The sequence below is a fragment of the Chitinophaga dinghuensis genome (assembly GCF_003259435.1).
Classification (GTDB): Bacteria; Bacteroidota; Bacteroidia; order Chitinophagales; family Chitinophagaceae; genus Chitinophaga; species Chitinophaga dinghuensis.
This window is the reverse complement of record NZ_QLMA01000009.1, coordinates 349,970-374,027: the sequence shown is the minus strand read 5'-3', so window position 1 is coordinate 374,027 and position 24,058 is coordinate 349,970. Positions and strand designations below refer to the sequence as shown.

21 protein-coding genes and 1 tRNA gene are annotated in these 24,058 nt (G+C 43.2%); 14 read left to right on the top strand and 8 right to left on the bottom strand.

Going from position 1 to position 24,058, the window contains the following annotated elements:
- Window positions 1–170: 170 nt before the first annotated feature.
- Window positions 171–1,727, bottom strand: a complete 1,557-nt coding sequence (gene gltX / locus CLV59_RS25145) for a glutamate--tRNA ligase (protein ID WP_111594859.1) — start codon at window positions 1,725–1,727, stop codon at window positions 171–173.
- Window positions 1,728–1,860: 133 nt separating this feature from the next.
- Here gltX and CLV59_RS25140 point away from each other — a divergent pair, with 133 nt between their 5' ends.
- Window positions 1,861–2,481, top strand: a complete 621-nt coding sequence (locus CLV59_RS25140) for a polysaccharide deacetylase family protein (protein ID WP_111594858.1) — start codon at window positions 1,861–1,863, stop codon at window positions 2,479–2,481.
- A 63-nt stretch (window positions 2,482–2,544) separates the two neighbouring features.
- Here the strand turns inward: CLV59_RS25140 and CLV59_RS25135 are convergent, their stop codons facing one another.
- Complete coding sequence (locus CLV59_RS25135) at window positions 2,545–3,456, bottom strand: hypothetical protein (protein WP_111594857.1); 912 nt, start codon at window positions 3,454–3,456, stop codon at window positions 2,545–2,547.
- Between the two features lie 83 nt (window positions 3,457–3,539).
- Here CLV59_RS25135 and CLV59_RS25130 point away from each other — a divergent pair, with 83 nt between their 5' ends.
- From CLV59_RS25130 to CLV59_RS25115, 4 genes are all read left to right on the top strand, one after another.
- The gene (locus CLV59_RS25130) at window positions 3,540–4,310 is read left to right on the top strand and encodes a TatD family hydrolase (protein ID WP_111594856.1); all 771 of its coding nucleotides are present in this window, start codon (window positions 3,540–3,542) and stop codon (window positions 4,308–4,310) included.
- 43 nt (window positions 4,311–4,353) lie between these two features.
- A complete protein-coding gene (locus CLV59_RS25125) occupies window positions 4,354–5,391 on the top strand; it encodes an asparaginase (protein WP_111594855.1) in 1,038 nt (345 codons plus the stop codon).
- 143 nt (window positions 5,392–5,534) lie between these two features.
- The gene (aqpZ, locus tag CLV59_RS25120) at window positions 5,535–6,227 is read left to right on the top strand and encodes an aquaporin Z (RefSeq protein ID WP_111594854.1); all 693 of its coding nucleotides are present in this window, start codon (window positions 5,535–5,537) and stop codon (window positions 6,225–6,227) included.
- Between the two features lie 92 nt (window positions 6,228–6,319).
- Window positions 6,320–6,406 (top strand) — tRNA-Ser (locus CLV59_RS25115).
- Between the two features lie 181 nt (window positions 6,407–6,587).
- Here CLV59_RS25115 and CLV59_RS25110 read toward each other — a convergent pair.
- Window positions 6,588–9,017 (bottom strand): outer membrane beta-barrel family protein, encoded by a 2,430-nt coding sequence (locus CLV59_RS25110; RefSeq protein ID WP_111594853.1) that lies wholly within the window; start codon window positions 9,015–9,017, stop codon window positions 6,588–6,590.
- Window positions 9,018–9,106: 89 nt separating this feature from the next.
- Window positions 9,107–9,754 (bottom strand): N-acetyltransferase, encoded by a 648-nt coding sequence (locus CLV59_RS25105; RefSeq protein ID WP_111594852.1) that lies wholly within the window; start codon window positions 9,752–9,754, stop codon window positions 9,107–9,109.
- Window positions 9,755–10,161: 407 nt separating this feature from the next.
- Between CLV59_RS25105 and CLV59_RS25100 the strand changes: the two genes are divergently transcribed.
- From CLV59_RS25100 to CLV59_RS25090, 3 genes are all read left to right on the top strand, one after another.
- Window positions 10,162–10,959, top strand: a complete 798-nt coding sequence (locus CLV59_RS25100; RefSeq protein ID WP_170137920.1) for an AraC family transcriptional regulator — start codon at window positions 10,162–10,164, stop codon at window positions 10,957–10,959.
- A 407-nt stretch (window positions 10,960–11,366) separates the two neighbouring features.
- Window positions 11,367–11,864, top strand: coding sequence for a helix-turn-helix domain-containing protein (locus tag CLV59_RS25095; RefSeq protein WP_170137919.1), 498 nt, complete (start codon window positions 11,367–11,369; stop codon window positions 11,862–11,864).
- Between the two features lie 9 nt (window positions 11,865–11,873).
- Entirely contained in the window at window positions 11,874–12,311 is a 438-nt protein-coding gene (locus CLV59_RS25090) for a helix-turn-helix domain-containing protein (RefSeq protein WP_111594849.1), read from the top strand.
- Between the two features lie 59 nt (window positions 12,312–12,370).
- Here CLV59_RS25090 and CLV59_RS25085 read toward each other — a convergent pair whose 3' ends face one another.
- Together CLV59_RS25085 and CLV59_RS25080 are read right to left on the bottom strand one after the other, a co-directional pair.
- Window positions 12,371–13,048, bottom strand: coding sequence for a LytR/AlgR family response regulator transcription factor (locus CLV59_RS25085; RefSeq protein ID WP_111594848.1), 678 nt, complete (start codon window positions 13,046–13,048; stop codon window positions 12,371–12,373).
- On the bottom strand, window positions 13,041–14,078 hold the full coding sequence (locus CLV59_RS25080) for a sensor histidine kinase (protein ID WP_111594847.1): 1,038 nt from the start codon (window positions 14,076–14,078) through the stop codon (window positions 13,041–13,043). The genes CLV59_RS25085 and CLV59_RS25080 overlap by 8 nt, the downstream gene beginning before the upstream one ends.
- 170 nt (window positions 14,079–14,248) lie before the next feature.
- Here CLV59_RS25080 and CLV59_RS25075 point away from each other — a divergent pair, with 170 nt between their 5' ends.
- The 6 genes from CLV59_RS25075 (at window position 14,249) to CLV59_RS25050 (ending at window position 20,264) form a co-directional block, all read left to right on the top strand.
- Window positions 14,249–14,911, top strand: a complete 663-nt coding sequence (locus CLV59_RS25075; RefSeq protein ID WP_111594846.1) for a DUF4395 domain-containing protein — start codon at window positions 14,249–14,251, stop codon at window positions 14,909–14,911.
- 2 nt (window positions 14,912–14,913) lie between these two features.
- Window positions 14,914–16,392 carry an aminotransferase class V-fold PLP-dependent enzyme gene (locus tag CLV59_RS25070; RefSeq protein ID WP_111594845.1) on the top strand — a complete coding sequence of 493 codons (1,479 nt, stop codon included), beginning with the start codon at window positions 14,914–14,916 and terminating at the stop codon, window positions 16,390–16,392.
- A gap of 25 nt (window positions 16,393–16,417) precedes the next feature.
- Window positions 16,418–17,179: a hypothetical protein gene (locus tag CLV59_RS25065; protein ID WP_111594844.1), complete on the top strand. Its 762-nt coding sequence runs from the start codon at window positions 16,418–16,420 to the stop codon at window positions 17,177–17,179.
- Between the two features lie 96 nt (window positions 17,180–17,275).
- A complete protein-coding gene (locus CLV59_RS25060; RefSeq protein WP_111594843.1) occupies window positions 17,276–18,058 on the top strand; it encodes a fatty acid desaturase in 783 nt (260 codons plus the stop codon).
- Window positions 18,059–18,082: 24 nt separating this feature from the next.
- A complete protein-coding gene (locus CLV59_RS25055; RefSeq protein WP_111594842.1) occupies window positions 18,083–19,447 on the top strand; it encodes a S41 family peptidase in 1,365 nt (454 codons plus the stop codon).
- Between the two features lie 277 nt (window positions 19,448–19,724).
- Complete coding sequence (locus tag CLV59_RS25050; protein ID WP_146616313.1) at window positions 19,725–20,264, top strand: porin family protein; 540 nt, start codon at window positions 19,725–19,727, stop codon at window positions 20,262–20,264.
- A 33-nt stretch (window positions 20,265–20,297) separates the two neighbouring features.
- On the opposite strand, the gene CLV59_RS25045 is transcribed toward CLV59_RS25050, so the two are convergent.
- Window positions 20,298–21,152, bottom strand: a complete 855-nt coding sequence (locus CLV59_RS25045) for a hypothetical protein (protein WP_146616312.1) — start codon at window positions 21,150–21,152, stop codon at window positions 20,298–20,300.
- 67 nt (window positions 21,153–21,219) lie between these two features.
- Window positions 21,220–23,859 (bottom strand): PAAR-like protein, encoded by a 2,640-nt coding sequence (locus tag CLV59_RS25040; RefSeq protein WP_170137918.1) that lies wholly within the window; start codon window positions 23,857–23,859, stop codon window positions 21,220–21,222.
- Window positions 23,860–24,058: the final 199 nt, after the last annotated feature.

The window sequence follows — 24,058 nt, the reverse complement described above, 5'->3', positions numbered from 1 at the left end:
AATCAGACTAAATCTAAATGGAATGAGCCCGGTAAAATACCGAGCTCAGTTCCAAAATACTTAATTTTTTTATCCAACTTTTGGGGAGCAGTCCAGAGATGTCAATCCTTTTTTTATGATCCCTGCCACTGTGCAGGGCTGACAGGCAGGAGAATTTCACCTGCAATCAGTTATGCGTTGGTAGTATCGGCCGCTTTACGGTAGGTATCCACGCCGATGGCTATACGTTTTTGTGTTTCGGTTACGCCCAGTGTAGATGCAATATCGAATACAGGAGGGCCGAATTTACCGCCAGTCAGCATAATACGGAAAGGCAGTTGCAGTTCTCCTACTTTGATTTGCATTTCGGCGGCCAGTTCTTTGAAGCTGGCTTCTAGTTCAGCGGCGCCTGGTTGTTTAGGCAGTTTGTCTAGTTTAGGCAACCAGGTTGTGAAGAATTTCTCTTTTGCTTCATTCCATTTTGGTACTACGGCGCCGGTATCATATGATTTCGGGCGTTCGAAGAAGAAGAAGCTGTGTTCCCAGAATTCGGAGAGTACGTAGAGGCGTTCTTTTACGAGACCAGCTACCTGTGCTACGAATTCCAGTCCGGCGTGAACATCCTTTTCTGCCAGCATAGGCTGGAGGAGGGCTGCCAGGCTTTCGTTATCCTTATGATGGATATATTGGTGGTTGAACCATTTTGCTTTTTCGAAATCGAATTTCGCGCCGGCTTTATGAACGCGGTCCATAGAGAACTTGGCGATCAGTTCTTCCATAGAGAAGATTTCCTGTTCGGAGCCATCGTTCCATCCGAGCATTACCAGCATGTTGATGAATGCTTCTGGCAGGAAGCCCAGTTCGCGGAAACCTTTGGTGAATTCGCCGCTGCGGGGATCTGACCAGTTCATGGCATATACCGGGAATCCGAGTCTGTCGCCATCGCGTTTGCTCAGTTTACCGTTACCATCTGGTTTGAGGATCAGTGGGAGATGCGCCCATTCAGGCATTTCGGACTCCCAACCCAGGTGTTTCCAGAGGAGGATATGAACGGGAGCGGAAGGCAGCCATTCTTCACCACGGAAAGCATGGGTTATTTTCATGAGATAGTCGTCTACCACTACTGCGAGGTGATAGGTAGGCATACCATCTGCTTTAAGCAGTACTTTATCGTCTACCATGCCGGTATTGAAGGACACTTCGCCTCTGATCATGTCCGTGAAAATGAGGGTATCATTTTCCGGCATTTTGATACGGATAACGTGTGGCGTATTTTTAGCCAACAGGTCTTGTACTTCGCTATCCTGTAGGGTAAGTGAATTCTTCATTTTCTCACGTACAATGTGGTTGTACTGAGGGGCTGGGTTTTCGGGCGTTTTCAGCCTAACGCGCATTTCTTCCAATTCTTCCGGGGTATCAAATGCATAGTATGCATGGCCGGAAGCTACCAGCTTCTCTGCGTATTGGCGGTATGATGCTTTACGTTCACTCTGGCGGTAAGGGGCATAAGGGCCGCCTTTTGAAGGACTTTCATCCGGTTCCAGCCCACACCAGCGAAGGCATTCATTGATATATTCCTCCGCACCCGCAACATAACGGGTCTGGTCAGTATCTTCGATACGCAGCACAAATTCTCCCTTGTGATGCTTTGCAAACAAGTAATTGAACAAAACGGTGCGCACACCTCCGAGATGTAAGCCACCAGTAGGACTGGGCGCAAAACGCACTCTTACTTTCCTGTTATTCATAGATGACAAAGTTAAGGTTTTACCATTTGGCTACCAGCATTATAGTTGTCCGGATTAAAATTTTTTAATTCTGTCATCCCAAAAAGATCATTGCTTATCTTGCAGGAGCAGAGCTTCAAACGCTGCCTGACACATGTTCTATCTTACCAAAACACCTGGAATAATCAAAGCAATATACAGCAGTTGTATCTGGGATATGCCTGCCAGTACGAATGCTGTTTATCTCACTTTTGATGATGGACCACATCCTGAAGCAACCCCCTTCGTGTTAGACCAGCTAAAGAAATATGGCGCCAAAGGCACCTTCTTCTGTATTGGTAAAAATGTTATTGCTTATCCTGAAATTTATCAGCGCATTCTGGAAGAAGGCCATAGTATCGGCAATCATACCCACAATCATGTCAACGGCTGGAAAACCAGTACGGAGAAATACATTGAGAATGTGATGCTGGCGAGGGAATATATTGACTCGCCTTTATTCCGTCCTCCATATGGGAGGATAACACCTTTCCAGATACGTATGTTGAAAAAGCAGATTCCTGGGGCTAAAATAATTATGTGGGATTTGCTCAGTGGCGATTTTGATACCGATATAAACGGGGAGGCTTGCGTACAGAATGTGGTTTTCAAGTTAAAACCCGGCGCCATCGTCGTTTTCCATGATAGTACTAAAGCCTGGGAGCGGCTTTCCTACGCACTTCCCAGAGTACTGGAATTCTGTAAGAAGCAGAAATTTGAATTAAGAGCCTTGTAAAAAATAAGCGGCAGCCTAAAAGTGGCTGCCGTTATTGTTCTATCCGTTATATGGTATGCTAAATTACAAAGTGATCTGCTTAGACTTATCACCCACTGTGATAGTAGCGATATTGTCGCAAGTGCCGTTGCCGTAGTCGATTACCGCCGACAGATTGTTGAGTACCGCTTTCAACTGACCTTTGGTAATATATTGGCAGCTCCAGGCAGTGTGCAGTGGAATAGGCGTAGAAAGTGCCACTGTAGCGGTAGTTTTACCCGCAGCATCTTTATAGTCCATATTACCCGCGCCGTTGGTATCGAATTCATCATCACCAGGATTAAACGGAGTAGCTCCGCCGGCAGTTTGTGTAACGGTCTTGGTGTGGTTATACACGATATTCACTGAATCATTCAGTTTAATACCACCATCGATGATACGTTGAGTAAAGCTGATACCGCCTTTAGCATCAGTGCTATAGCTATTCACCGTATAGATGATTTTACCGGTTACCGGTAAGCCGTTCACTTTATAGTTATCGAAAGTTACAGTGACAGTAGAACCAGCTACAAAGAGCAGGCCGCTGTATACTGCAGTGATCACACCGGAACGTACACGACCTGTGAGGGGATTGGCGCAAGAGGTACCAAAGTTAATGGTCACTGTTTTAGGCCAGCCCGGACCTACATTATCTATACCCCATGAAGGACAGGAATTAGTAGCCTGTAATGCGCCGTCTCCATTGGATTGACGGGCTACGGTTTGAATTCCTTGCTGTTTGGCAGCCTCATTGACTTCAGAAAAGACGTCTGCATAATAAACGTCTACCTGCCCCTGATGAGTAGCAGCCAGCATTATTTTGTTATCATTTTGGTTAGAAGCCTCATCTGGATTTTTAGTACCAGCATCTTTTTTACAAGCGAAAAAGAGGGCCGCAACAGCAAGACCGCTGAATGTCCACGCCAGCACACGATTAGTGCAGAAATAGCTTTTCATAGTTATAGATTTTTAGCAATTAGGTTTTTCAGGCTGTACCTTTGTACTCCCTAAAGATAGGATTTTATATTAAAAATAATATTATGTTTTGGATCGATACCCATGCGCACTTGTATTCTGAGGAATTTGCTGCCGACAGGCAGGAGATGATAGCCCGTGCGTTGGCCCATGGCGTTGAGAAGCTGTTTCTGCCCAATATAGATGAAGATTCCATTGAGGGCATGCTGGAGCTGGAGAAACAGTATCCTGGCAACTGTTTTCCTATGATAGGTATACATCCCTGTTATGTGAAGGAAGACGTGAGCACCCAACTGGAGCTGGTAAAAGCTTGGTTACAACAGCATTCATTCAAAGCTATCGGGGAAATAGGGCTGGATTTTTACTGGGATAAGACCTATCTCACCCAGCAATACCAGGTATTCCAGGAGCAGTTGCTGCTGGCCAGAGAGCATCAGTTGCCAGTGGCCATCCATAGCCGCGAATCCACCAGGGAATGTATAGATGAAGTAAAAGCCTTACAGAACGGGAATTTGAGCGGTGTATTTCATTGCTTCAGCGGCACCCTGGAAGAAGCCAAAGAGATCATAGACCTTGGGTTTTACCTGGGAATAGGCGGTGTAGTCACCTTTAAGAAATCCGGGCTGGACAAGATTATAGAGGCCATAGACATGCAGCATATTGTACTGGAAACGGATGCACCTTACCTGGCGCCCGTACCTTACCGGGGAAAGCGTAATGAAAGTAGTTATATCCCATTGATTGGCGAAAAGGTCGCAGATGTAAAAAATCTAAAAATCGAAGATGTAGCTGCCATTACCAGCAGTAATGCACTGAAATTATTCAAAATGCTCTAACCTTTTAAAAGATAACTTTGCATGCAACTGGCAGACTAGAACAATGAGTAAGATATTGATTATTTACACGGGTGGAACAGTAGGTATGATCTATGATGATAAGACCAAAGCCCTTCGCCCGATTGGATTTAATGAGATCAGAAACAATTTACCTGAACTCTACAGGATGGGAATAGACTTTTATGTCTATGCTTTTAATCCTCCTATTGACTCCTCAGACATGCAACCTGAAATCTGGGTAGAACTAGCCAGTATTATTGAGGATCGGTATGACAGATATGATGGATTTGTTATTCTTCATGGATCAGATACGATGTCCTTTACAGCGTCAGCACTGAGCTTCATGTTAGAGAATCTCTCCAAACCGGTGATCCTTACCGGTTCTCAGCTACCTATCGGTAAGATCCGTACAGATGCAAAGGAAAATATCATTACAGCCATGGAGATTGCCTGTGCCAAGCATAATGGCAGCAATGTAGCCATGGTACCGGAAGTCTGCATATATTTCGACTTCTCTCTTTTCAGAGGTAATCGTTCGAAGAAGTATAACGCAGAGAAGTTCGAAGCGTTTTATACGATGAATTATCCGCCGCTCGCTGAAGCTGGCATCGACATAAAATATAAAACACAGTTTATCCTTCCTACACCAGCAAAACATCTGAAAGTACATAAGGAACTGGAAACGAATATCACTGTACTGAAACTGTTCCCTGGTATTACCCGTCGGGCAGTAGAAGCTACACTGAATATTCCCGGACTGAAAGGTGTTATCCTGGAAACATTCGGAAGTGGTAATACCACCACCCAAACCTGGTTTACAGATTGTATTAAGCGGGTATCTGATTCCGGTGCATTGGTATTGGATATTACGCAGTGTGATGGCGGTAGTGTAGAATTAGGGAAGTATGAAACCAGTCAGCACTTATTAGACATGGGCGTTGTAAGTGGCCATGATCTTACCTTTGAAGCCGCTGTTACAAAACTGATGTTTGTATTAGGTCAGGGATTGACATTGGAAGAAAGTAAGAAAATGATGGAGACGCCATTACGCGGAGAACTGACACTCTCTGAAGTTTATTAAGATCGGCCAATAACAAAGTATTGCGGGAAGTATTCGAAAGATGCTTCCCGTTTTTTTATGTTCATCAATTTGCAATATATTTATAGAAGAGAAGCTAACCCTATACCCCAAAAAATCTTTACTAACCTCTAAATGATTGCTGTATGAATGTTTCTCTTTCACAAAAATGTATTGCCGAATTCTTTGGCACCTTTGTACTAGTGTTTATTGGTACAGGGAGTGCAGTTTTAGCGGGAGCACATGTGGGTTTTCTTGGGATAGCTTTCGCATTTGGTATTAGCGTACTGGCTATGGTGTATGCCATCGGATATATATCCGGATGTCATATTAATCCGGCTATTACTATTTCTATGCTGGCGTTTGGGAAAATCTCAGGAAAGGATGCAGTAGGGTACATTATTGCCCAGATACTTGGAGCGATTGTAGCTTCCGGAATTCTCTATCTCATTGCTTCTGGTAAAGCAGATTACAGTCTCGCAGCCAATGGGCTGGGACAAAACGGTGTAGGAGATGGTTCTCCAGACAAATATCCACTCATGAGCGGTATGATCGCTGAAATTGTACTTACAGCTATATTCCTCATTGTAGTGCATGGCAGTACCAGCAAAAACACGGGTAATGGCGCTTTCGCAGGGGTAGCAATAGGTCTTGCCCTCACCATGATTCACATTGTAGGCATTCCAGTAACAGGGGTATCTGTAAACCCCGCCCGTAGTATCGGACCAGCCATTTTTGTAGGTGGTGCAGCACTGGCAAATCTTTGGGTATTTATCGTAGGACCCATTATTGGCGGGCTTATTGGCGGAGTAATCTGGAAACTTTATGACAATAAATAAAAAAATCTTGGAAATATTGAATAAAGGATTATCTTTGCAACCCTGAAACGGAAAACTCAACCAACATCCGTTACAGTTTTAAAGATAGTCTCGGAAGAGTGCAGGAGTGGTTGAACTGGCACGCCTGGAAAGTGTGTATAGGTGAAAGCCTATCAAGGGTTCGAATCCCTTCTCTTCCGCAAGCTTTAAGCCCTCAGGTCGCAAGATCTGGGGGCTTTCTCATTTCAAGGACTATTCATCTCCCTACAACATATATCCGCACAAAGTCTGCCATACAAAGAACTTGTATAAAAAAGCATTGACGCCTACGACGCCAATGCCATTTTTCCTTTCGTCATTCCTCCCCATCGGGCAGGAACATTAGTTTCCTAATCCATTACTTTGTACGCGTTTATTCTCTTCTTCGGTACCACTTTGCACTTGCTTAGCGGCTTTCACCTGGCTGTTTCCAAAACGATAAGTAAATGATACTTTAAACTGTCTGGTTTCCTGTTTACCGGAAACCCATATTTTCTGTCCGGCGAAATCTGAATTCGCACTCCATTTCAAGGTATTGAACAAGTCACTGACAGCCAGCTTCACCGTCGCTTTTCCTTGCAACAGTTGTTTTTGAACACCGGCATCTGCACTCCACATAGCAGCCGCTTTCATACTGCCTTGCCAGATAGAAGGAGTCGTGTAAAATACGCTGGCTTCTCCCGTCCAACCTTTACCAAAACGCATGCTGTTCTGCAGAAATATATTCGCGCCATACTGATCCAGACGCAAGTCTCTGCCTTCACCGTAAGAAGCGCTGTACTTGGAATAGTAGCTATTCACATTCGCAAAGAGACTATATTGTTTGTATTGAAAAGGATAGCTGATATTTAGACTCGTTATATCCTGTGCTGCCAGATTGCGATTAGAGAGATAACCTTTTACTCCGTCTGCAGTATCTACTACCTGTCCAAATACATCTTTTACGTGGCTGTAGCTAAGGGTAGTGTTTAAGCGGAATTTATAGGTATGCGTCAGACTAATCGTATTGCTGTACTGCGGACGTATATCTGTACTCCCTTTGTGGAAAGTGTATTCATTGATCCGGTACTCAAATGGGTTCAGGTCTTTGTACACCGGACGGTCAATACGGCGACTATAACCCAGCACAAATTGATTATTGGTCTTAGGCGCTAATGTTACTGCAACATTTGGGAAGAAGTCGAGATAACTTTTCTGAAATGACTGCGCTTCATTTTCCATTTTTGTGTTACCCGTTAATGCTCCTTTTACCTCCGTGTTTTCTGCGCGAACGCCTCCTTGTAGCGAAAACCCTTTAAAGTCAAGGGAATATTTGGCATAGAGCGCATTTACATTCTCTTTATATCTGAAAAAATTACTGGCTGCTTCATCGAATGTCATCTTTCCATTGGCGTCGATATACTGATTGAAAGTATTATCCGTTTTCACATATCCAAACTTACCGCCGATGCCTAAACGACCTTTTCCAAGTTGTTGTTCATAATCTGCTTTCAGGGAATAAATATCAATGTGAGTAGGACTTTCAATGAGATAATTTTGTGTGCTCATAATAGTCTTCTCCTGAGGTTGCAGGTAGGTGTTGGGTTGCCATTGAGTGGAGTTCAATGTGTAATAACCATAATCTGCATTTACAATGAGCGTCCGACCAGCGCTGTCTTTATAAGCATAGTTTCCGTTGATGTTGATATTGTTATTCTTCATCTCATCATTGTTATTTGCATCCAGTACGCGTACCACGTTGCCTGTTGGCGCATAGATAATGGGGGTATAACTATGATTATCGAGCGTAGGCGAAGTGAAGCTACCATTCACCAGCAGGCCGATAGATTGTTGATTGCTGAGGCTATAATCAAGCCCTGTTTTGAAACTATGGCTACGGTTATTAAAGCGAATAGCACTTTTCTGATCAAAAGCAGTATCCTTCACTGTGCGATAGAGGTTAAAATCCATATCTGTACTTCCAAATGCGGCATTATAGGAACCAAATGCATTGAGCTTTTCATTGCGATAGTTGATAGAAAAACCTTCATCTGTTCTGGCATTGCGACTAATACTAGTTCCTGCGGAGACGCTGCCATTCCATCCTGTGGATTTATTCTTTCGGAGTCGGATATTGATAATTCCCGCTGTTCCGGCAGCTTCAAATTGCACAGAGGGGTTACTGATCATTTCAATCGCTTCTATCTGAGCAGAAGAAAGCGTTTTCAGATAATTGCTCAGGTCTTGCGCACTAAGGGGAGACGGCCGTCCGTCAATGTAAATCATTACTCCATTCTTACCGTTTAATGTCAGATGATCATCTTTGTCTACCACTACGCCGGGCGATTTACGGAGCAGCTCCAGGGCATCTGATCCTGTGGCATTGATAGTACCTTCTACATTCAACACTGTTTTATCGGGTTTCACTTCCACCATTGGTTTGCGTGCGGTAATGCCCACCCCTTTGAGATTATTGCTACCAGGGCGTAATTGTAGTGTAGGAAGATGGATTGTTTTTCCAGAGAAATAAAAAGCGGAAGAATTTGTTTTCTCAAAACCTATATAGCTGATCATAACAAATAAGCTATCCTGCGGCGCATCCTGAAAGGTAAAGCCTCCATCCTGTGTAAGTCCGAGCTTTACCAGAGAGCTATCTTTTACTTTTAGGAGGGCCACTGTAGCGCCTGTGAGAGGAGTACCTTTCTCATCGTTCACTTTACCCAGGATACTTTGTGCCTGCATAGTAAAGGAGAAGAGTGAAAATATCGGGAGAAGGAATATACTTTTTTTCATACTTTTTTATTTAGGTATAATGCCTTTCAGGCAATAGAAGACCCGTACGACGCGGCGCCTCGTTTAAAATGTGTTAATAAGTTTGGGAATTAATTTGCCGAACAATAATGGCCAGCTGCTGTACAACAGCAAGTCATACTTTTCTTTTTCAGGTAAGGGCTGCTACAGTTCCAGCAAGTAGATGAAGGCTCATCCGACAGTTGAAAACCCATTGCAGCAATCAGTTGGAGTTCTGCTTCAGAAAGGGTCGTGGCTGCACATCCGGGGAATCCATCCGGCCGCACGTACAAATCGCCCGCATGGCGGAATCCTGCTTTACAGATACCTTTCAGCGAAGCTTTGTTTTCAGGGGCGTGAATGATCCAGTAACGATCCGCTTTATCGACTTCATATTGAAGCATAAACTGCAGCAATGAAGGATAGATACCTTTTCCACGAAAAGCCGCTACCGTTCTAAAGTTCCAGAGGTACCGGTTTCGTGTGGGCAAAGTAAACGTATGGGCCAGTTCGCCAATGGATGCGTGATGCATCGCCATCCAGCCGAAGGCTGCCGGCTGTTCATCCATAAAGGCAATGAAGGCCAGATGATGCTCCGCCAGCCGTTTTAATACTTCGCCTGCTGAAATATCCGCTAATGCTGAAAGTAAAGACAGATCAGTGGATACTTCTATGTGTAAACCTGGTATAGCGCTTAAAGCAGGTAATGGATCTTGCGCAGAAAAGGTATATAGCGACATAATTTATAAGGAGATGAATAGTTGGTAAAGAAGAGCGGATATCTCCGCTCTTCGCGAGATCATTTATGCGCCACAGCCACAACCGCAGGTACAGGTACTTCCAGGGCAGTTATCGCCGCAAGTACAGTTATCGTTACTCATTGTAGTGGTGGTTGCGCAAGTGCAATTGTTCGTTTCCATGTGTTTTGTTTTTTTTTGGTTATTGAATGATTTGATAACACAAAGCTACAATGGCATGAAGGCTTCACTGTTACATCATGAAGTGGTAGATGTACATAATTCCCGGTTCCCGTAAAAGCGGTAGATGGAGGTCTTCTATTTTCTCCAATTATCTATATAATAATAACCCTGCGAACTTGGCCTTAATATACAAATGTGGTACTTTAGCGGCATCAATACGAAATTGCATGTATAGTCCCAAAGCCGCTATGTACCTAGGTTCTACTCGTAGTATGCTCATCTCTCCACATTTACCGACGGAGGTTCATCAACACGCCGTTCTACAGTTCACCTGTTCGCTGGATGGGAAGCCTTTTCGCGTTTGGACAGAAGGAGATGGCTGGCAACAGGCAGAAGCCGTACTCATCGACTCGATGGTAGCGCATAGTCTGAAAGAGTTTGACGGTTGGCAGGTAACCACCTGTATCATGCCGGATGTACAAACAGGTCGACTCGTACAAGAGAGAGTACTGGAGGGTAAACCCATTAAATATTACCTGGAAAAAGACATTCTTCCCGTGATAGATGCGCTCAAAATGGCGCGACAGGAACTTATTACGGATAGTGGCGTATTTCAGACACTTACTAATACCGTTTATCATCACTTACTACAGGAAACGCCCTTTACGCCTCCATTAGATGATCGTATCACAAAAGCGATTCATTATATACGTCAAAACATTCATGAAAAAATTGCTGCAGCTACTGTGGCCGCAGAGGTACATTTATCGGAGCACCGCTTCCTGCATCTCTTTCGCGAACAGGTGGGGGCGCCCCTCCGCCAATATGTAATCTGGCAACGCGTAGCAGTAGCCACCCAGGCATTATTAATGGATGGAAAGTCGTCTAAAGAAGCCGCCTACGAAGCCGGGTTCTCAGATCCGGCGCACTTTTCCCGCCATTTCTCCCTGATGTTTGGCGCACAACCTTCTGCCTATGCAGCACTCAAACCTCTCTATCACTTCGGTTTTTTCCAGAATATCTAGCATGCCCCAACTATTAAATAGCTAGTTTCTTCAAGTTAGTAGCTGTTTCCTTCAAGTCGCCCAGGTTTAGCGATCGTAATTTTGTTCCATTAAATATGCAAACCGATGGAACAACGCACGTATTCAAAAACCCATTCCCCATTGCGTTTGAGCCTCCTAAAAGCTCAGACAGTCATTAAATCTTTCCGGAATATATCTACAGAATGGAAATTACTGTACGGTTTATTACTGGTTATGGCCCTGCGATTAGCAGTGATCATCGTCTTTATTATTAACCAGTGCTAAGATTCAATTCATTTTCTGAAACTACTAGTCTCCTAAACGCCATGGAATTCGTTTATACACTTCACGTTAAAAATATGGTTTGCCAACGGTGCATTCTTATTGTCAAAAACATTTTGACATCTTTGGATATCACTGCTGCAGCGGTCACGCTGGGGAAAATATCCTTTCCGGAGGAATTGGATGCAAATCGCCACAAACAGTTATCTGAAAGCCTGTATAGTATTGGGCTGGAGATTATTGAAAGCAGGGTAAATCAGCTGGTAGAAGGTATTAAACAATGCGTCAGAGACTACCTGGTGTTAAGGCAGGATGATCAGCAATACAAGCTATCCAGCTATGTATCCAACAAACTGGCTTATGATTTTGGATACCTGAGCGATGTATTCTCCAAAATGGAAGGTATTACCGTGGAACGTTATTTCATGCTACAGCGCCTGGAAAAAGTGAAGGAGCTGCTGGATTACGATCAGCTGTCACTGAGTGAAATAGCCTTTGAAGTAGGGTTTAGCAGCGTTCACCACTTATCCACACAGTTTAAGAAAATCACCGGAACCACGCCTACACAATACAAACAATTGGCTATAAAAGAACGGCAATGCCTTGATTTGATAGGCGCCTAACGAGCAATCATGAACATACTTACACCAACTACCCGCAACTACGGACACATGCAATATTCAACAGCACAGGAAAATATCCTGACGAATGTAAAAACGCTAATAGAGGAAATCTATGAAAGTGATATTTCTATAGACGAAAACTTTCAGCCTGAAAAATATATTCAATCCCGTTTATCCACACCCCAGGAGGAAGTTGAACTTTGGTTTATCGACAAATATGAGAAAACAATTCGTCAGTATACAATGGAAGTACGTGTGAATAAAGTAAAGGAACTATTGGTGTACACTGATTTAAGCACAAGTGAAATTGCCCACAAACTGGGATATGCTTCCATTGAGCTCATGTCGGAAGAATTAATACAATTAACCGGGCTGCCGATTGTCTTCTTCCAACATATAAAAGAACAGAAAGCCCAAACAGCCATGGATCAAAGAAAGAAGAAGTAGTCGACTTTGACCGATGATGCATGAGCGCGTTCATGCGGAGCGACTTTCATCTCCCGAAATTATAATTTATCTATCACGTCCTTATATCCTCTGCCCACCGGAATAGTTATTCCTTTTATTTCCACCATCTCGGCAGTATAAGCGTCAATCTGGTGGACAGATACGATGAAAGAGCGGTGGATTCGTTTGAAAATATGTGCTGGCAGCAGATCTTCCATCTCTGTAGTACTCATTTTGGACAGATACTCCGCCTTAGTGGTCACAATTTTGATATACTCTTTCTGGCTTTCTATGTAGAGTATTTCCGCAAACGGGATTTTCACTTTTCGTTTTTGCACATTTACGAAGATAAAATCCCGTGGATCGGCCAACTTCCGGTTAAAATCGGTATTGACCTTATTCACCGCGGTAAAGAAGCGTTCAAATTCAAATGGTTTTAAAAGATAATCCGTAACATTTAGGTTGAATCCCTCCACCGCATATTGATGATAGGCCGTCGTAACGATGACTGCTGGCGGATTAGCCAAAGTTCTGAGGAAAGCCATCCCCTTCAATTTAGGCAGATGAATATCCAGGAAGATGAGATCTGTTTCGTTCTTCATCAGGAATTCAGCTGCCAGGATCGCATCTTTGAAGACTCCTTGCAATTGCAGAAAATGAACTTCCGATACATAATCCTTCAGAACTTTCGCCGCCAATGGCTCATCTTCTATGATGATGCATTTTATCTTAGACATGACTACTGAGATTAATTTTCAGGGTGGCCGTAAAGGTGTAGTCTTTCGGCTGTATATCCAGCTGGTAATCGGTATACAACAATGCCAGCTGTCTACGTAAATTAGATAATCCGATGTTTTCTTTCAAATCTCCATCTCCTACCGGTTCTCCGGTAGAATTTTCCACCGTAAAAAGTAGTTGTTTGTTTTTTACAGACAGGAACATATGTAATCTGGGATGGTCGCGGGTTTCAGCGAGTCCATGTTTAAAGGCATTCTCCACCAGTGGAATGAGTAACAATGGAGGAACGCCTTGTTGGTTGTCTTCCAGATCATGACTAAAATTCACTGATAACGACTCATCATATCGCAGTTTCTCCAGGGCGATATAGTCTTCCAATATCTTCAGTTCCTGTCCAATGGCTGTATACGGCGCACTTGTTTCATAGAGCATATAACGCAGTATTTTCGACAACCGCAATATCGATTCTGGCGCCAGGTCTGATTTATCCCTGGCCAGCGAGTAAATATTATTGAGCGTATTGAATAGGAAATGTGGATTAGTTTGAGATTTCAGGTAATTCAGTTCCGCCTGTTGCTGTGCAATCAGTAGTTGCTGAGAATGTTGTTTCAGCTTGATATAATTATAAAGATGCCTGACCACTCCAAATACCACAATAGACTGAAAGCTATATCCCATCAATGTTCCGATCCTCTCTTCAATAGGAATGGGACTTCCCAGCGGAGTGAAAATATGTAACATAATACCCAACATTCTCCATATAAAGAAGCCTATTGTGTACAGGAACAAGTGTAAAATGATCAGCAATGCCGATTGAAAAGCACGTTTCCAACTCATCCCAGGCAGCGTGTATTCAAACAGCCAATAGTTGATAACCGACAGATAGGTCACCAGCCAGATTTCATTCATGGTTCTGGCGGGGAAACGGCTGTTGTCGTTCACCGCGTCCATCAGGAGGTTTAGCAGCAGAAAAGCCGGTACCAGCCATACGTATAGCTCAAACCTTTTTATGTGGGAAAATCGTTTCATATTCCGCTTTGGTTCCTTAAATGTCGAGAAAAAAAATTCATTTTTACTGGGTTTAGCGCTGATTGACGCAGTCTTGCAATTCATTGACTTTAAGGCGTTGTTTATAGACCCGTGGAAATTCCGATTTGGTTACTGGCGTATCCTTGTATCGTCAACTAAATATTCCCACTATGAACAAATGGATGCAATTCGGCGAAACCGTTAATGGATACGAACTTCGGGTACTAAACGAAAGAGAGATCCGAGCAGCCGCAGGAATCATGTTTCTTGCCACTTATACTTCGTTATTGTTTATTCTCTTCGATGGCAATTTTATTCCTGTAAAATTTGTCCTTACTTTCTTTCTGCTGGATTTACTGATCCGCGTGCTGATCAGTCCCCGACTCTCGCCTACGTTGATTTTCGGACGTTTAATTGTTCGGAAGCAAATGCCTGAATATGTAGGCGCTCCACAAAAGAAGTTCGCCTGGATAATAGGGATTGTCTTATCTGCTACTATGTTCTATTTCTTCATTATTGTGAATGCATATAGCCCAATTACCGGCATTATCTGCCTGATTTGCCTGGTTTTCCTGTTTTTTGAGGCAGCATTTGGTATTTGCCTCGGATGCCTGTTTTACCCTTTATTCTTCCGAAAGAAGGTACAGCATTGCCCTGGGGAGGTTTGTGATATCAAAGACCGACAGCCAATTCAAAAGGTATCGTGGGCACAGCTGATGGTATTATTAATATTTATTGGATTGATCGTATTAGCCTCGATGGTATTAAAAGCGCCGTATAGTAAACCTCTGCATGCACTTTTTCCAGCTTTATCCACAGAAACCACCAGGTAGCTATGAAGACAACGTTGCATTCACTTGAAAACTATTTCTCTGTTTACCGGCAGCATATCATTGGTTATCAACAGTATTATGCTACTCCTTTTGGGTTACAGCGCATCGTTTATGGCGACTGGACCGCTACTGGCAGAGGATACAGTCCGATTGAAAAATACATACAACAGGATATACTGCCTTTTATAGGCAATACCCATACAGATACCACGGTTACTGGCAGTATGATGTCTTCCGCTTATGAAATGGCAAAAGATATTATTAAAAAGCATGTGAATGCGAGTACAGCGGATACTTTGCTTTTCTGTGGTATTGGTATGACATCGGCTGTTAATAAGCTACAACGCATAATGGGCTTGAAGAGTTCTCATAGTCAACCTGTTGATAATACACTAAGGCCTATCGTATTTGTGACGCAAATGGAACATCACAGTAACCATATCAGTTGGCTGGAAACGATTGCCCATGTGGAGCTAATAGGGATGGATGAAAAAGGGAATGTGGATATCTCTCATTTACATTTCTTACTGGAACAGTATAAAGATCACCCTATCAAAATTGCTGCTGTAACGGCTTGCTCCAATGTTACAGGCATTGTTACGCCTTATCATGAAATTGCCAAATTGATTCATGCTTACGACGGATGGTGTCTGGTGGATTTCGCCTGTGCGGCGCCTTATTGTGAGATAAATATGCATCCTGAGGAAGCGCATGCACAACTGGATGCTATCTATTTTTCTGCTCATAAATTTCTCGGTGGTCCGGGAACGCCTGGTATTTTGGTTTTCAACAATCAGCTTTATCAGCATCAGATCCCCGATCAGCCAGGAGGTGGCGTAGTACAGTATACCAATCCCTGGGGAGTACGCGATTATATGACTAACATTGAACAACGCGAAGATGGAGGTACGCCTCCATTTATCCAGGGCATCAAAGCGGCTATGTGTATTCGTTTAAAGGAAGAAATGGGCGTAGCGAACATCTTGAAACGGGAGAAAGAGTTGCTGGATATTATTTTCAGTCGGCTCGTTAATATGAGCGCTATCCATGTATTGCAAGGTAATGTAACAGATCGGTTGGGGGTGATTTCTTTCCTTGTGGAAGGGGTGCATTACAATCTATTTGTGAAACTAATGAACGACAGGTTCGGTATACAATTACGCGGAGGTTGTTCTTGTGCCGGAACCTATGGCCATCACTTGTTGCAAGTGGATCAGACACAGTCGTATATCATCCGGCAGGCGATACAAGCAGGGGATATGTCTGCAAAACCCGGATGGATAAGACTTTCCATTCATCCTACTATGACCGATGCCGAAATTAATTTCATCCTGGATGCGATAGAAATCACTATTGCACATGCATTTGTTTGGCAGCAGGATTATTATCATGACAGGTTGTCTAATGAATATATTTTTACGGGAGACGACAGCTGCACCAACCACTTAGTTTCCTCTTGGTTCAATAGCGAAAATTGGTAGATTTACGTATCTATTTATCCAATATATGAAAATATACCTGCTTGCAGCAAGCTGTTTACTATTGACCTGCTGCCACCCGAAGTCAACTCAGCAAACTGCGGCCGTCATTGATTCTACCAATATAGCTGGAGACAATGACATCCAGCCAAATTTCAAGGTAGACACGATTTCTTACCAGGATACCATGTATCATCTGGCGGTAGATATTACCTATGCATATCCTAAAGACGACGCCACAGGAATTTACAAAACGCTGGTTACCAATAGAATTGATTCTTCATTAAAAGAATTCAAAAACGAAATAAGTAAGGTTTGGAAAGAAGAAGGGGAAGACGAGGATAAAACAGATTTCGATGGGCTCTCACATAATATGTTTGATGCAGGTCCGGCTTTTTGCTATAGCGATGATAAAGTAATCAGTACCAGTTTCACCATTGGTTACAGTCATGCTGGCGCTGCCCATGCTTTCAATGGCGTGTACAGTATTAATTTTGATAAAAGAACGCAGCAGGTAATTACGTTGAAGGATTACTTCCAATTTAAAACGAAGGCGGATTCCAATTTGATCATACACGCACTGGATGGGGAGTTCGGCGAATTACGCCAGACTTTGAAGAACGATAATCCCTGGGAATTTTATGGTATGGAACATCTTTGCTTTGGCATACTAAAAGATTCAGTGGTTTTCAGTTTCTCTGATTATCAGCTGGGACAAGGGCCCAGTATGGAAAACTGCAAGGTCAGCAAACAACTGTTGATAAGTTTAATTCGGGAATCTTATAAATAAAAAGCCTTATCAGTAGGGCCCTTACCTATAAGGGCCCTACTTTTTTGCACTAATAGCATTTCCATTGTAAGTTTAATACTGATCAAAATCTGTCCGATGACACATCAGGAAATACTACAAAAAGTAGCATGGAAAGATTTGCGGAAGCTTACCCAACGCGAAATGCTCATTGAGAATAACATATCGCTACCATGGCTGATAATATCCTTATTCCTGGCTTGGAAAGGATATTATATTGCGGCATTACCTTTCTCTGCTTTTTATTTCCTGACGGGGCTCCGACAAGTACATAACGGTTTTCATAACTCCCTTGGCACTAATAAATTCCTTACCTGGTTGTCGCTGTATCTCAACAGCCTCTCTATGATGACGTCTATACATGCCGTAAAATTCAATCATCTCCGTCATCATAAATATTGCCTGGCAGAAGAGGACTATGAAGGGAAAGCGGCTTCTATGACATGGTATGGCGCCATTCTTTATGGTCCGGTACATATCTTCCTGATACATAAGATTACATTCCAGCATGGGAATAAAAACTATGTCAGGAATGTATTGCTGGAAGTTGGGTCTATTATTGTCTTAGCGGCGATTATCATCTGGCTGAAAATACCTTTTCTGATCTATCATATGGCCGTAATGTTGGCCGGGGAGTTTCTGATGGCCTTCTTCGCCGTATGGACGGTACATCATGACACCCACGACCATCCCAACTTCGCAAGAACACAAAGGGCTTCCTGGAAAAATAAAATCACTTTCAGTATGTTCTTTCATCTGGAACATCATTTGTTTCCGGCTGTACCCACTATAAAACTTCCGGAGCTAGCGAAACGCATTGACGCAGCCATCCCGGAACTGGAAAAGAAAACAACTTTTTAACTGTCAGCCATTCAACCTTCTTTCATGCGCAACTTACTGTTACTATTATTGTTATGCTGTGGATTATCCAGCTTCGGCCAGGATATTTGCAACGATTTCTACTACAAACAATTTTCCAGAGCGGCCATAATAAAAGACCTCGACTTTATTCATGACAAGATCCTTCATGCACATATCAATCCTTTTACAGGGATCACTCCGGAGCAGTTTGAAGCGCAGTTTGGCCGGATTAAGGCATCTTTGCCGGATAGTATGATGCAACACGAATTTTACTTCAAAGCGATGCCTATTTTCAATGCTTTGAATGATGAGCACAGTCATCTGGAGGATTATTGTATTACAGATAGTTTACGGGAGAACTTCAAGATATTCCCACTTCGTTTCAAACTACAGAACGACAAGGTGTTGCTCACGGAGAATTACAGTCAGGTCCACCTCAAACCTGGCGATGAGTTACTGTCTGTTAATGGCATCAAAATAGACGATATGCTGGATAGCTGCACCAATATGATTGCCGGGGCAAAAGAAAGTAGGAAAGCCACTTTTGTAGATCAGATGTGGATATATCTGCCGAGGTATTGTTATTTCATCAAGGATTCGTTCCAATTGGTATTTCGTTCCGGGAAAAGAGTGACCGTTGAAGGACTATATAAATTACAATTTGCCAAGGTTTATAAACCAGTCAAAAAGACGCCCTACTCCATTGTTTTTAATACTTATGGAGATGTAGCTTATCTTACTGTCAACGATTTCAATGATCAACAGACAATAAAACGGAATGACTGGGATCGGATCGTAGATTCTATTTTCACGGTTATTCAGCGTAAGCATTGTAAAACGTTGTTTGTGGATGTGAGTGAGAACACTGGGGGCAATTCCGGAATTGGCGACCTGATTATCAGCTATTTCAATGATAAACCTTATGCTGATTACAGTGGGAAATGGAAAAAGAGTCAGGAATACCTTCAGGTGATGAAGGATTTGAAGCTTAATGATCCTGCTTACGAAAAGCTCCACGATGGGGAGATTATGCCCATTCCTTCTGACATGGTGCATCCTGCAAACAGAACAAACAGATTCACAGGTAAGACTTATATCGTAATTGGCAAACGTACCTTTTCCAGTGCCATGATGTTTGCTGTATTGTCGAGAGACAACAAACTTGCTACACTTATCGGAGAAACACCGATCCAGGGGCATCCCAATGGCTTTGGTGAGTTGATATGGTTCAAGACTCCCAACACAAAACTGGGTTTTATGTTCAGCGTGAAAGAGTGGATCAGACCTTCCGGCGAAACGACTAACAACCAACTGGTTCCAGATATCAGTATTCCAGTAGAAAACAGTACGCCTAAACAGATTATTAGTAGGACGCTTTCTATGAAGTAGCTTTGCGGGGGCAGCCTACAATTGTACATACCGCCATCTATCAATGGTTCCAGAGAAAGACGGCGGTATGTAGCTTTCATACAGCAATATCATATCCAGGGATTGGGGTGGCGGTCTCTACATGCCATTATCCAGGAGCGCTCACATCGCATGATGGATGCCTATCCACATACCATAGCAAGCCATCTGATATCAGAATAAATTCCAATTCCTTGCAACTCTTTCCCTAAGTATTTGTTTACTAAGAATAGTCTCAGGAAAACGGACCAGTACAAGCATGAAAAAGCTCATCATCATACTTCTTTTTCTTCCTCTTATGGCTTCTGCCCAATGGAAAAATCTCAGCAGAGGATACGGATATGTAATGCTACATCAGAAAAGTTTTGGTGGAGGCATCACCTATGATTATGGTTTTAATCCTTATCTGGCCGCAGGACTAGGGGTAGAATTCACCTCCTTCGAAGACCACCTGATGATCCCTACTTTTGTAGATGTTAAAATCCGGTATCCGTTTAAGAAGCTGGAACCTTTTATTAATGGGCAGTTTGGATACAATAATTACCAGGTCACCTATCAATATCAGTACACCGATCTAAACGGAAATCCAGCCACTACCAATTATCAGAAAACCGGAAGAGACTTCTATGGGGTAGGTGCCGGTATTTCTTATATGTTCGGAAAGGTAGGTGTATTCGCATCTTATACATTCCGTGGCTACACCTACAAATTCCCTTCTTTTACGGCAAACAACCAGGTAATCAGCTTTCCTGAGGATAAGCCCACCGCCAACCTGATAAGCGCAGGTATCGTATTCTAATGCAGAATAATCATACAAAACGCCGGTAGGTTATTACTCTATCGGTGTATCGTTCTTAATATTACGGGAAAAGGCTTTAATACGCGCTTCCAGGAGTGGCAGCTTATAGTAATTATGCTCTCTGATATCCTTGATCAGTGCGCGATCTGTTATACACAGCTCATCCACAAATCCTGTGATGTCCGCTTTCAGCGAGGCCTCCAATAGATGCGCAATATGTACTACAGCCACTTTCTCTATCCGTAACTCCCGACATAACTCCCCAGCATTTACCAACAAGTCGGGATTCACTTCCAATATCCTTTCCAGCATCTCTGTACGAACGCCCAACTTACCCAATGCAGGCATCCATCCATACACTGCTCTCCCAAAGGATTCCAGTCCTTCCCGGTCATCCTCTATTTCGTCTATCATTTTTCGGGTAAGTGCTTTATTGCCTGTATAGCCATCATAAAATACGACTTCATACCCTAGTTCAGGGAAGCGTTCCATCACTGACCTTAACTGAGTAGCATCATCTTTAATCAGCAAACGATTCAGGGAAATCATATCCTGAAAAATGGCAGTATCCCATTTTTCCAATGGCCGATCAATTATCTGTCCGTGCTGATCATAACTAAGTGCAATATAATCCAGCTCCTCCGCCGGTATGAGTAGGCCCACATGTCGGATTGCCCAGAGGGTTGGACCATCATCTTTTGTTACCGCCAGCCTGACATCATTGAAGGCAGAGGTATCCAGGTCGATGCCCGTCATCGCTAGTACCTTATTTCGAAAGGCGGATTTATCTGGAAACCTATACCCCCTTTGCTGCATGCCTTGCAGCATTTTCCTCAGCTCTGATTCCTTTATGTATTGATTTTTCTCATTATTCTCTTGTGGTTGCATCCAGTTAATTATTAAAGCGAATATGTAGATAAAGAAAGGTAAGTTCATAACGATATGATGATGGTTATTAATGAGGAGGCGCTGTAATAATACCCGACCATTTACTGGTTCCGAGCATAGTTTTATCCCACAAGACGGTTGCTACTTCCCGGGGTTGAATGATAATGCGGACATGCCTGTCACCTGCTTGTTGTACTGCTTTGTCCAGTTCCGGTAAATTCCCTAACAGTTGCCGCACCAACATATTTTTAGCGGGAAGATAGCCGGTTGAATGGGTGGTTAAACATCCAACGCTGCCAACAGGCCAGCCTCCATGTATGGCAATGCCTGACCGGTAACCATTTGGACCATTGATCTCTGCACTCCCTAAGCCCGGCGTATCAGAGATATACATACTGTATCGCTGACCACCATTCCCACGATTGAGATAATACTCACCTGGCGGACATTCATTCAAGTGGCCATACCTTGCAGCATCATGTTTACCATATTTCTCTCCATGTGCATCTCTTGTCACCCAAGTCGTATAATCTGGCGCTGGTAGGGCATCTTTGGCGAGTAATTGTTTATATAACTCCAGTGATAATCGTCTGTATACGACCAAAGGATATACCGGCCATGCAACATCATTATTATCTCGCAGATAATGCTCATTTCCAGTATCGCTGGCTGCCGCTCCTACAACAACAATAGTATCATGATTTGGTTCTTGCCAGGCACGGCTGAGATACTTACTACAATGCATTACCTGGAAGGCTTTGACCGCCTCCTTAAAGAATCGTTTTCGCTCATGGATATTGTCCAGGGCTGCGTTAATAGGTCTGCTGACGCTTTCTACGCTATAAGCATCTGCATAATTTGCTCTGGCAGCCAATAGGTGCGAACGCCAAAATATCATGGCGGCAGCCATCGCATCCGAAGAGACCTCTGATAATCTTTCTGGTTGGTTTTCCCAATCAACATTATTTCCAGGAATCCACTTGTTATATAGCCGGGAGGCTTCCTTGTAATTTCCTCTGCCAGTGAGTTGTATAAATCCTCTGCCTTTAAACCGATAACCATCGCCACTGGAATAACCACCGTTTCCGTTGATATCTGCATAGGCCCAGTTGGCAATATGTTCCTGATCCTGTGCGGATACCGGTGTACTGTCATTGTCTCTTCGGCCCCAATCGGCTGCGTGAGCAGGGCCTTCGCCATTCCGAAAGTGTTTGAACTTCTCCTGTAATACAGTAGAGGCATAGTTAAAATTTTCTTCCAGGCATTGAAACCTTGTTTCTGTAGCTATTTGTGCAAAAAAATGAGCTTTCCGACAACAAGTATCCAATTCAAACGTCTGACAATGTTGATTAAAAAAACCCAATGCTTCCCGAATTACCTGATCCTGTTGTAAAAACATGTTACCATTGCTATCTACTGCTATTTGTTTGATTTGCTCCATTGTAACCGGCGCCGTACATCTGGGACATGGAGGCTCTTTGCTATTGGGCTTAATTGTCTGAATCACAACAGGACTATGTTGTTGTTTGGCAACAGTTGTAACTACCGGAAAAGCGCTAATGGTATGCCACCAACTATCCCATTGGGATGTTTTCAACGAGAGATAAAATCGTTGTACACGTTCTTCATATTCCGATTCCCATTCCTTTTTCAATTCAAAATCGAATATCAAATATCCATATTCATTCACTTCCAGCGTACTGTTAAAAACAGTTTTATCGAGTCGCTCCCAATCCCTACCATTACGCTTTTCCAGCCGTTTCACTTTAACATCTAGCTTCTCTCTACACATATTGGAGGCTACAATTTTGCAGGTAATCGTATCGCCGTAATGAGCGGTGATGACAGGCGATCCATTGTTATAAAATTTCACTTCCCGGATTTTGGGATGTTCCCGAAATAACAACGGACGACGAGGACGTAGGTTTCCTAACTTACTAATAGGCATACCGGTACTTTTAATCCGTGCATACAAAAAATCACCGTCTTGTAATAAATGCCGGTACTCTTGCTTTCCGGGGAAAAAGTCTACCGCAATGACGCCATCCTTCACCGTGTAATACATCGCTTGTTTTAAAACGGTTAGCTGCCGCCTGGTACTATCCGTGACTACAATCTCGATGGCTACTTCCATGCCTTCCGCATTGTTAAAGGACAGATACAATCTGGATTTCTCATGCCAACCAGTTACAATTTTCGGTTGTCCCCGATCATCTTGCCAGGACGCCACACATAAAGCAGGCGCGGCATCCTCCACCTCACCTGTGGCGGTTACAGCAGAGGCAGTTCCAGATTCGATTGATTGGGCAGGTGCAGCATTATTGGGTTTGCGAGCATTTCCGGGTGGCATGGTTTGTCCATGCTGGAGAATTTTCACCTTACCTCCACGGCTACACGTAGCCTCGCTCTTTTCACTCAATGGATGCAATCCCCCTGGCAGCATAATATCCTCATAGTAATTGCTCCATTGCAATACCGGCACACAGGGCGTAGGTTTCTGAGGATCAGGGATTTTACACAGCTTAAAATTCAAGGAGGAGGCATATTGATCGCCGGTTGTTGCAGTAGGTTCTCCAGTATGATCTTTTACATGAAATTTACGCTGACTAACCACCTTCATTTTTACGGGGACTGGGTTAACAGCTTTGTCACAGGTGCATAACGCACCTTCGCACACAAGGTGCAATGGTTGGTTAACAATGGTCATATTAGTAAGTATTAAGAAGTATATCAATTCAAGTATCCACTTAACGAAAATTCTGCGGAGTGAATTCATCGCCTATATCGTTTGAGTGAATTATCTCAATAACACTTATGTACATGCATAAAACATATCCATTGACTACATCCACTGCGTGAATTCACTCAACAATGCTCACTAGTATATGCAGCAACACTTCCATTTA

What these genes read in the sequence shown, in the direction of transcription:
- CLV59_RS25080 (WP_111594847.1), bottom strand. Translation starts at nt 14,078, where the DNA reads ATGAAACGATTTTCCCACATAAAAAGGTTTGAGCTATACGTATGGCTG.
- CLV59_RS25125 (WP_111594855.1), top strand. Translation starts at nt 4,354, where the DNA reads ATGAGTAAGATATTGATTATTTACACGGGTGGAACAGTAGGTATGATC.
- CLV59_RS25090 (WP_111594849.1), top strand. Translation starts at nt 11,874, where the DNA reads ATGAACATACTTACACCAACTACCCGCAACTACGGACACATGCAATAT.
- CLV59_RS25110 (WP_111594853.1), bottom strand. Translation starts at nt 9,017, where the DNA reads ATGAAAAAAAGTATATTCCTTCTCCCGATATTTTCACTCTTCTCCTTT.
- CLV59_RS25075 (WP_111594846.1), top strand. Translation starts at nt 14,249, where the DNA reads ATGAACAAATGGATGCAATTCGGCGAAACCGTTAATGGATACGAACTT.
- CLV59_RS25060 (WP_111594843.1), top strand. Translation starts at nt 17,276, where the DNA reads ATGACACATCAGGAAATACTACAAAAAGTAGCATGGAAAGATTTGCGG.
- CLV59_RS25135 (WP_111594857.1), bottom strand. Translation starts at nt 3,456, where the DNA reads ATGAAAAGCTATTTCTGCACTAATCGTGTGCTGGCGTGGACATTCAGC.
- CLV59_RS25100 (WP_170137920.1), top strand. Translation starts at nt 10,162, where the DNA reads ATGTATAGTCCCAAAGCCGCTATGTACCTAGGTTCTACTCGTAGTATG.
- CLV59_RS25070 (WP_111594845.1), top strand. Translation starts at nt 14,914, where the DNA reads ATGAAGACAACGTTGCATTCACTTGAAAACTATTTCTCTGTTTACCGG.
- CLV59_RS25045 (WP_146616312.1), bottom strand. Translation starts at nt 21,152, where the DNA reads ATGCAACCACAAGAGAATAATGAGAAAAATCAATACATAAAGGAATCA.
- CLV59_RS25130 (WP_111594856.1), top strand. Translation starts at nt 3,540, where the DNA reads ATGTTTTGGATCGATACCCATGCGCACTTGTATTCTGAGGAATTTGCT.
- CLV59_RS25065 (WP_111594844.1), top strand. Translation starts at nt 16,418, where the DNA reads ATGAAAATATACCTGCTTGCAGCAAGCTGTTTACTATTGACCTGCTGC.
- gltX (WP_111594859.1), bottom strand. Translation starts at nt 1,727, where the DNA reads ATGAATAACAGGAAAGTAAGAGTGCGTTTTGCGCCCAGTCCTACTGGT.
- CLV59_RS25050 (WP_146616313.1), top strand. Translation starts at nt 19,725, where the DNA reads ATGAAAAAGCTCATCATCATACTTCTTTTTCTTCCTCTTATGGCTTCT.
- aqpZ (WP_111594854.1), top strand. Translation starts at nt 5,535, where the DNA reads ATGAATGTTTCTCTTTCACAAAAATGTATTGCCGAATTCTTTGGCACC.
- CLV59_RS25055 (WP_111594842.1), top strand. Translation starts at nt 18,083, where the DNA reads ATGCGCAACTTACTGTTACTATTATTGTTATGCTGTGGATTATCCAGC.
- CLV59_RS25140 (WP_111594858.1), top strand. Translation starts at nt 1,861, where the DNA reads ATGTTCTATCTTACCAAAACACCTGGAATAATCAAAGCAATATACAGC.
- CLV59_RS25040 (WP_170137918.1), bottom strand. Translation starts at nt 23,859, where the DNA reads ATGACCATTGTTAACCAACCATTGCACCTTGTGTGCGAAGGTGCGTTA.
- CLV59_RS25105 (WP_111594852.1), bottom strand. Translation starts at nt 9,754, where the DNA reads ATGTCGCTATATACCTTTTCTGCGCAAGATCCATTACCTGCTTTAAGC.
- CLV59_RS25085 (WP_111594848.1), bottom strand. Translation starts at nt 13,048, where the DNA reads ATGTCTAAGATAAAATGCATCATCATAGAAGATGAGCCATTGGCGGCG.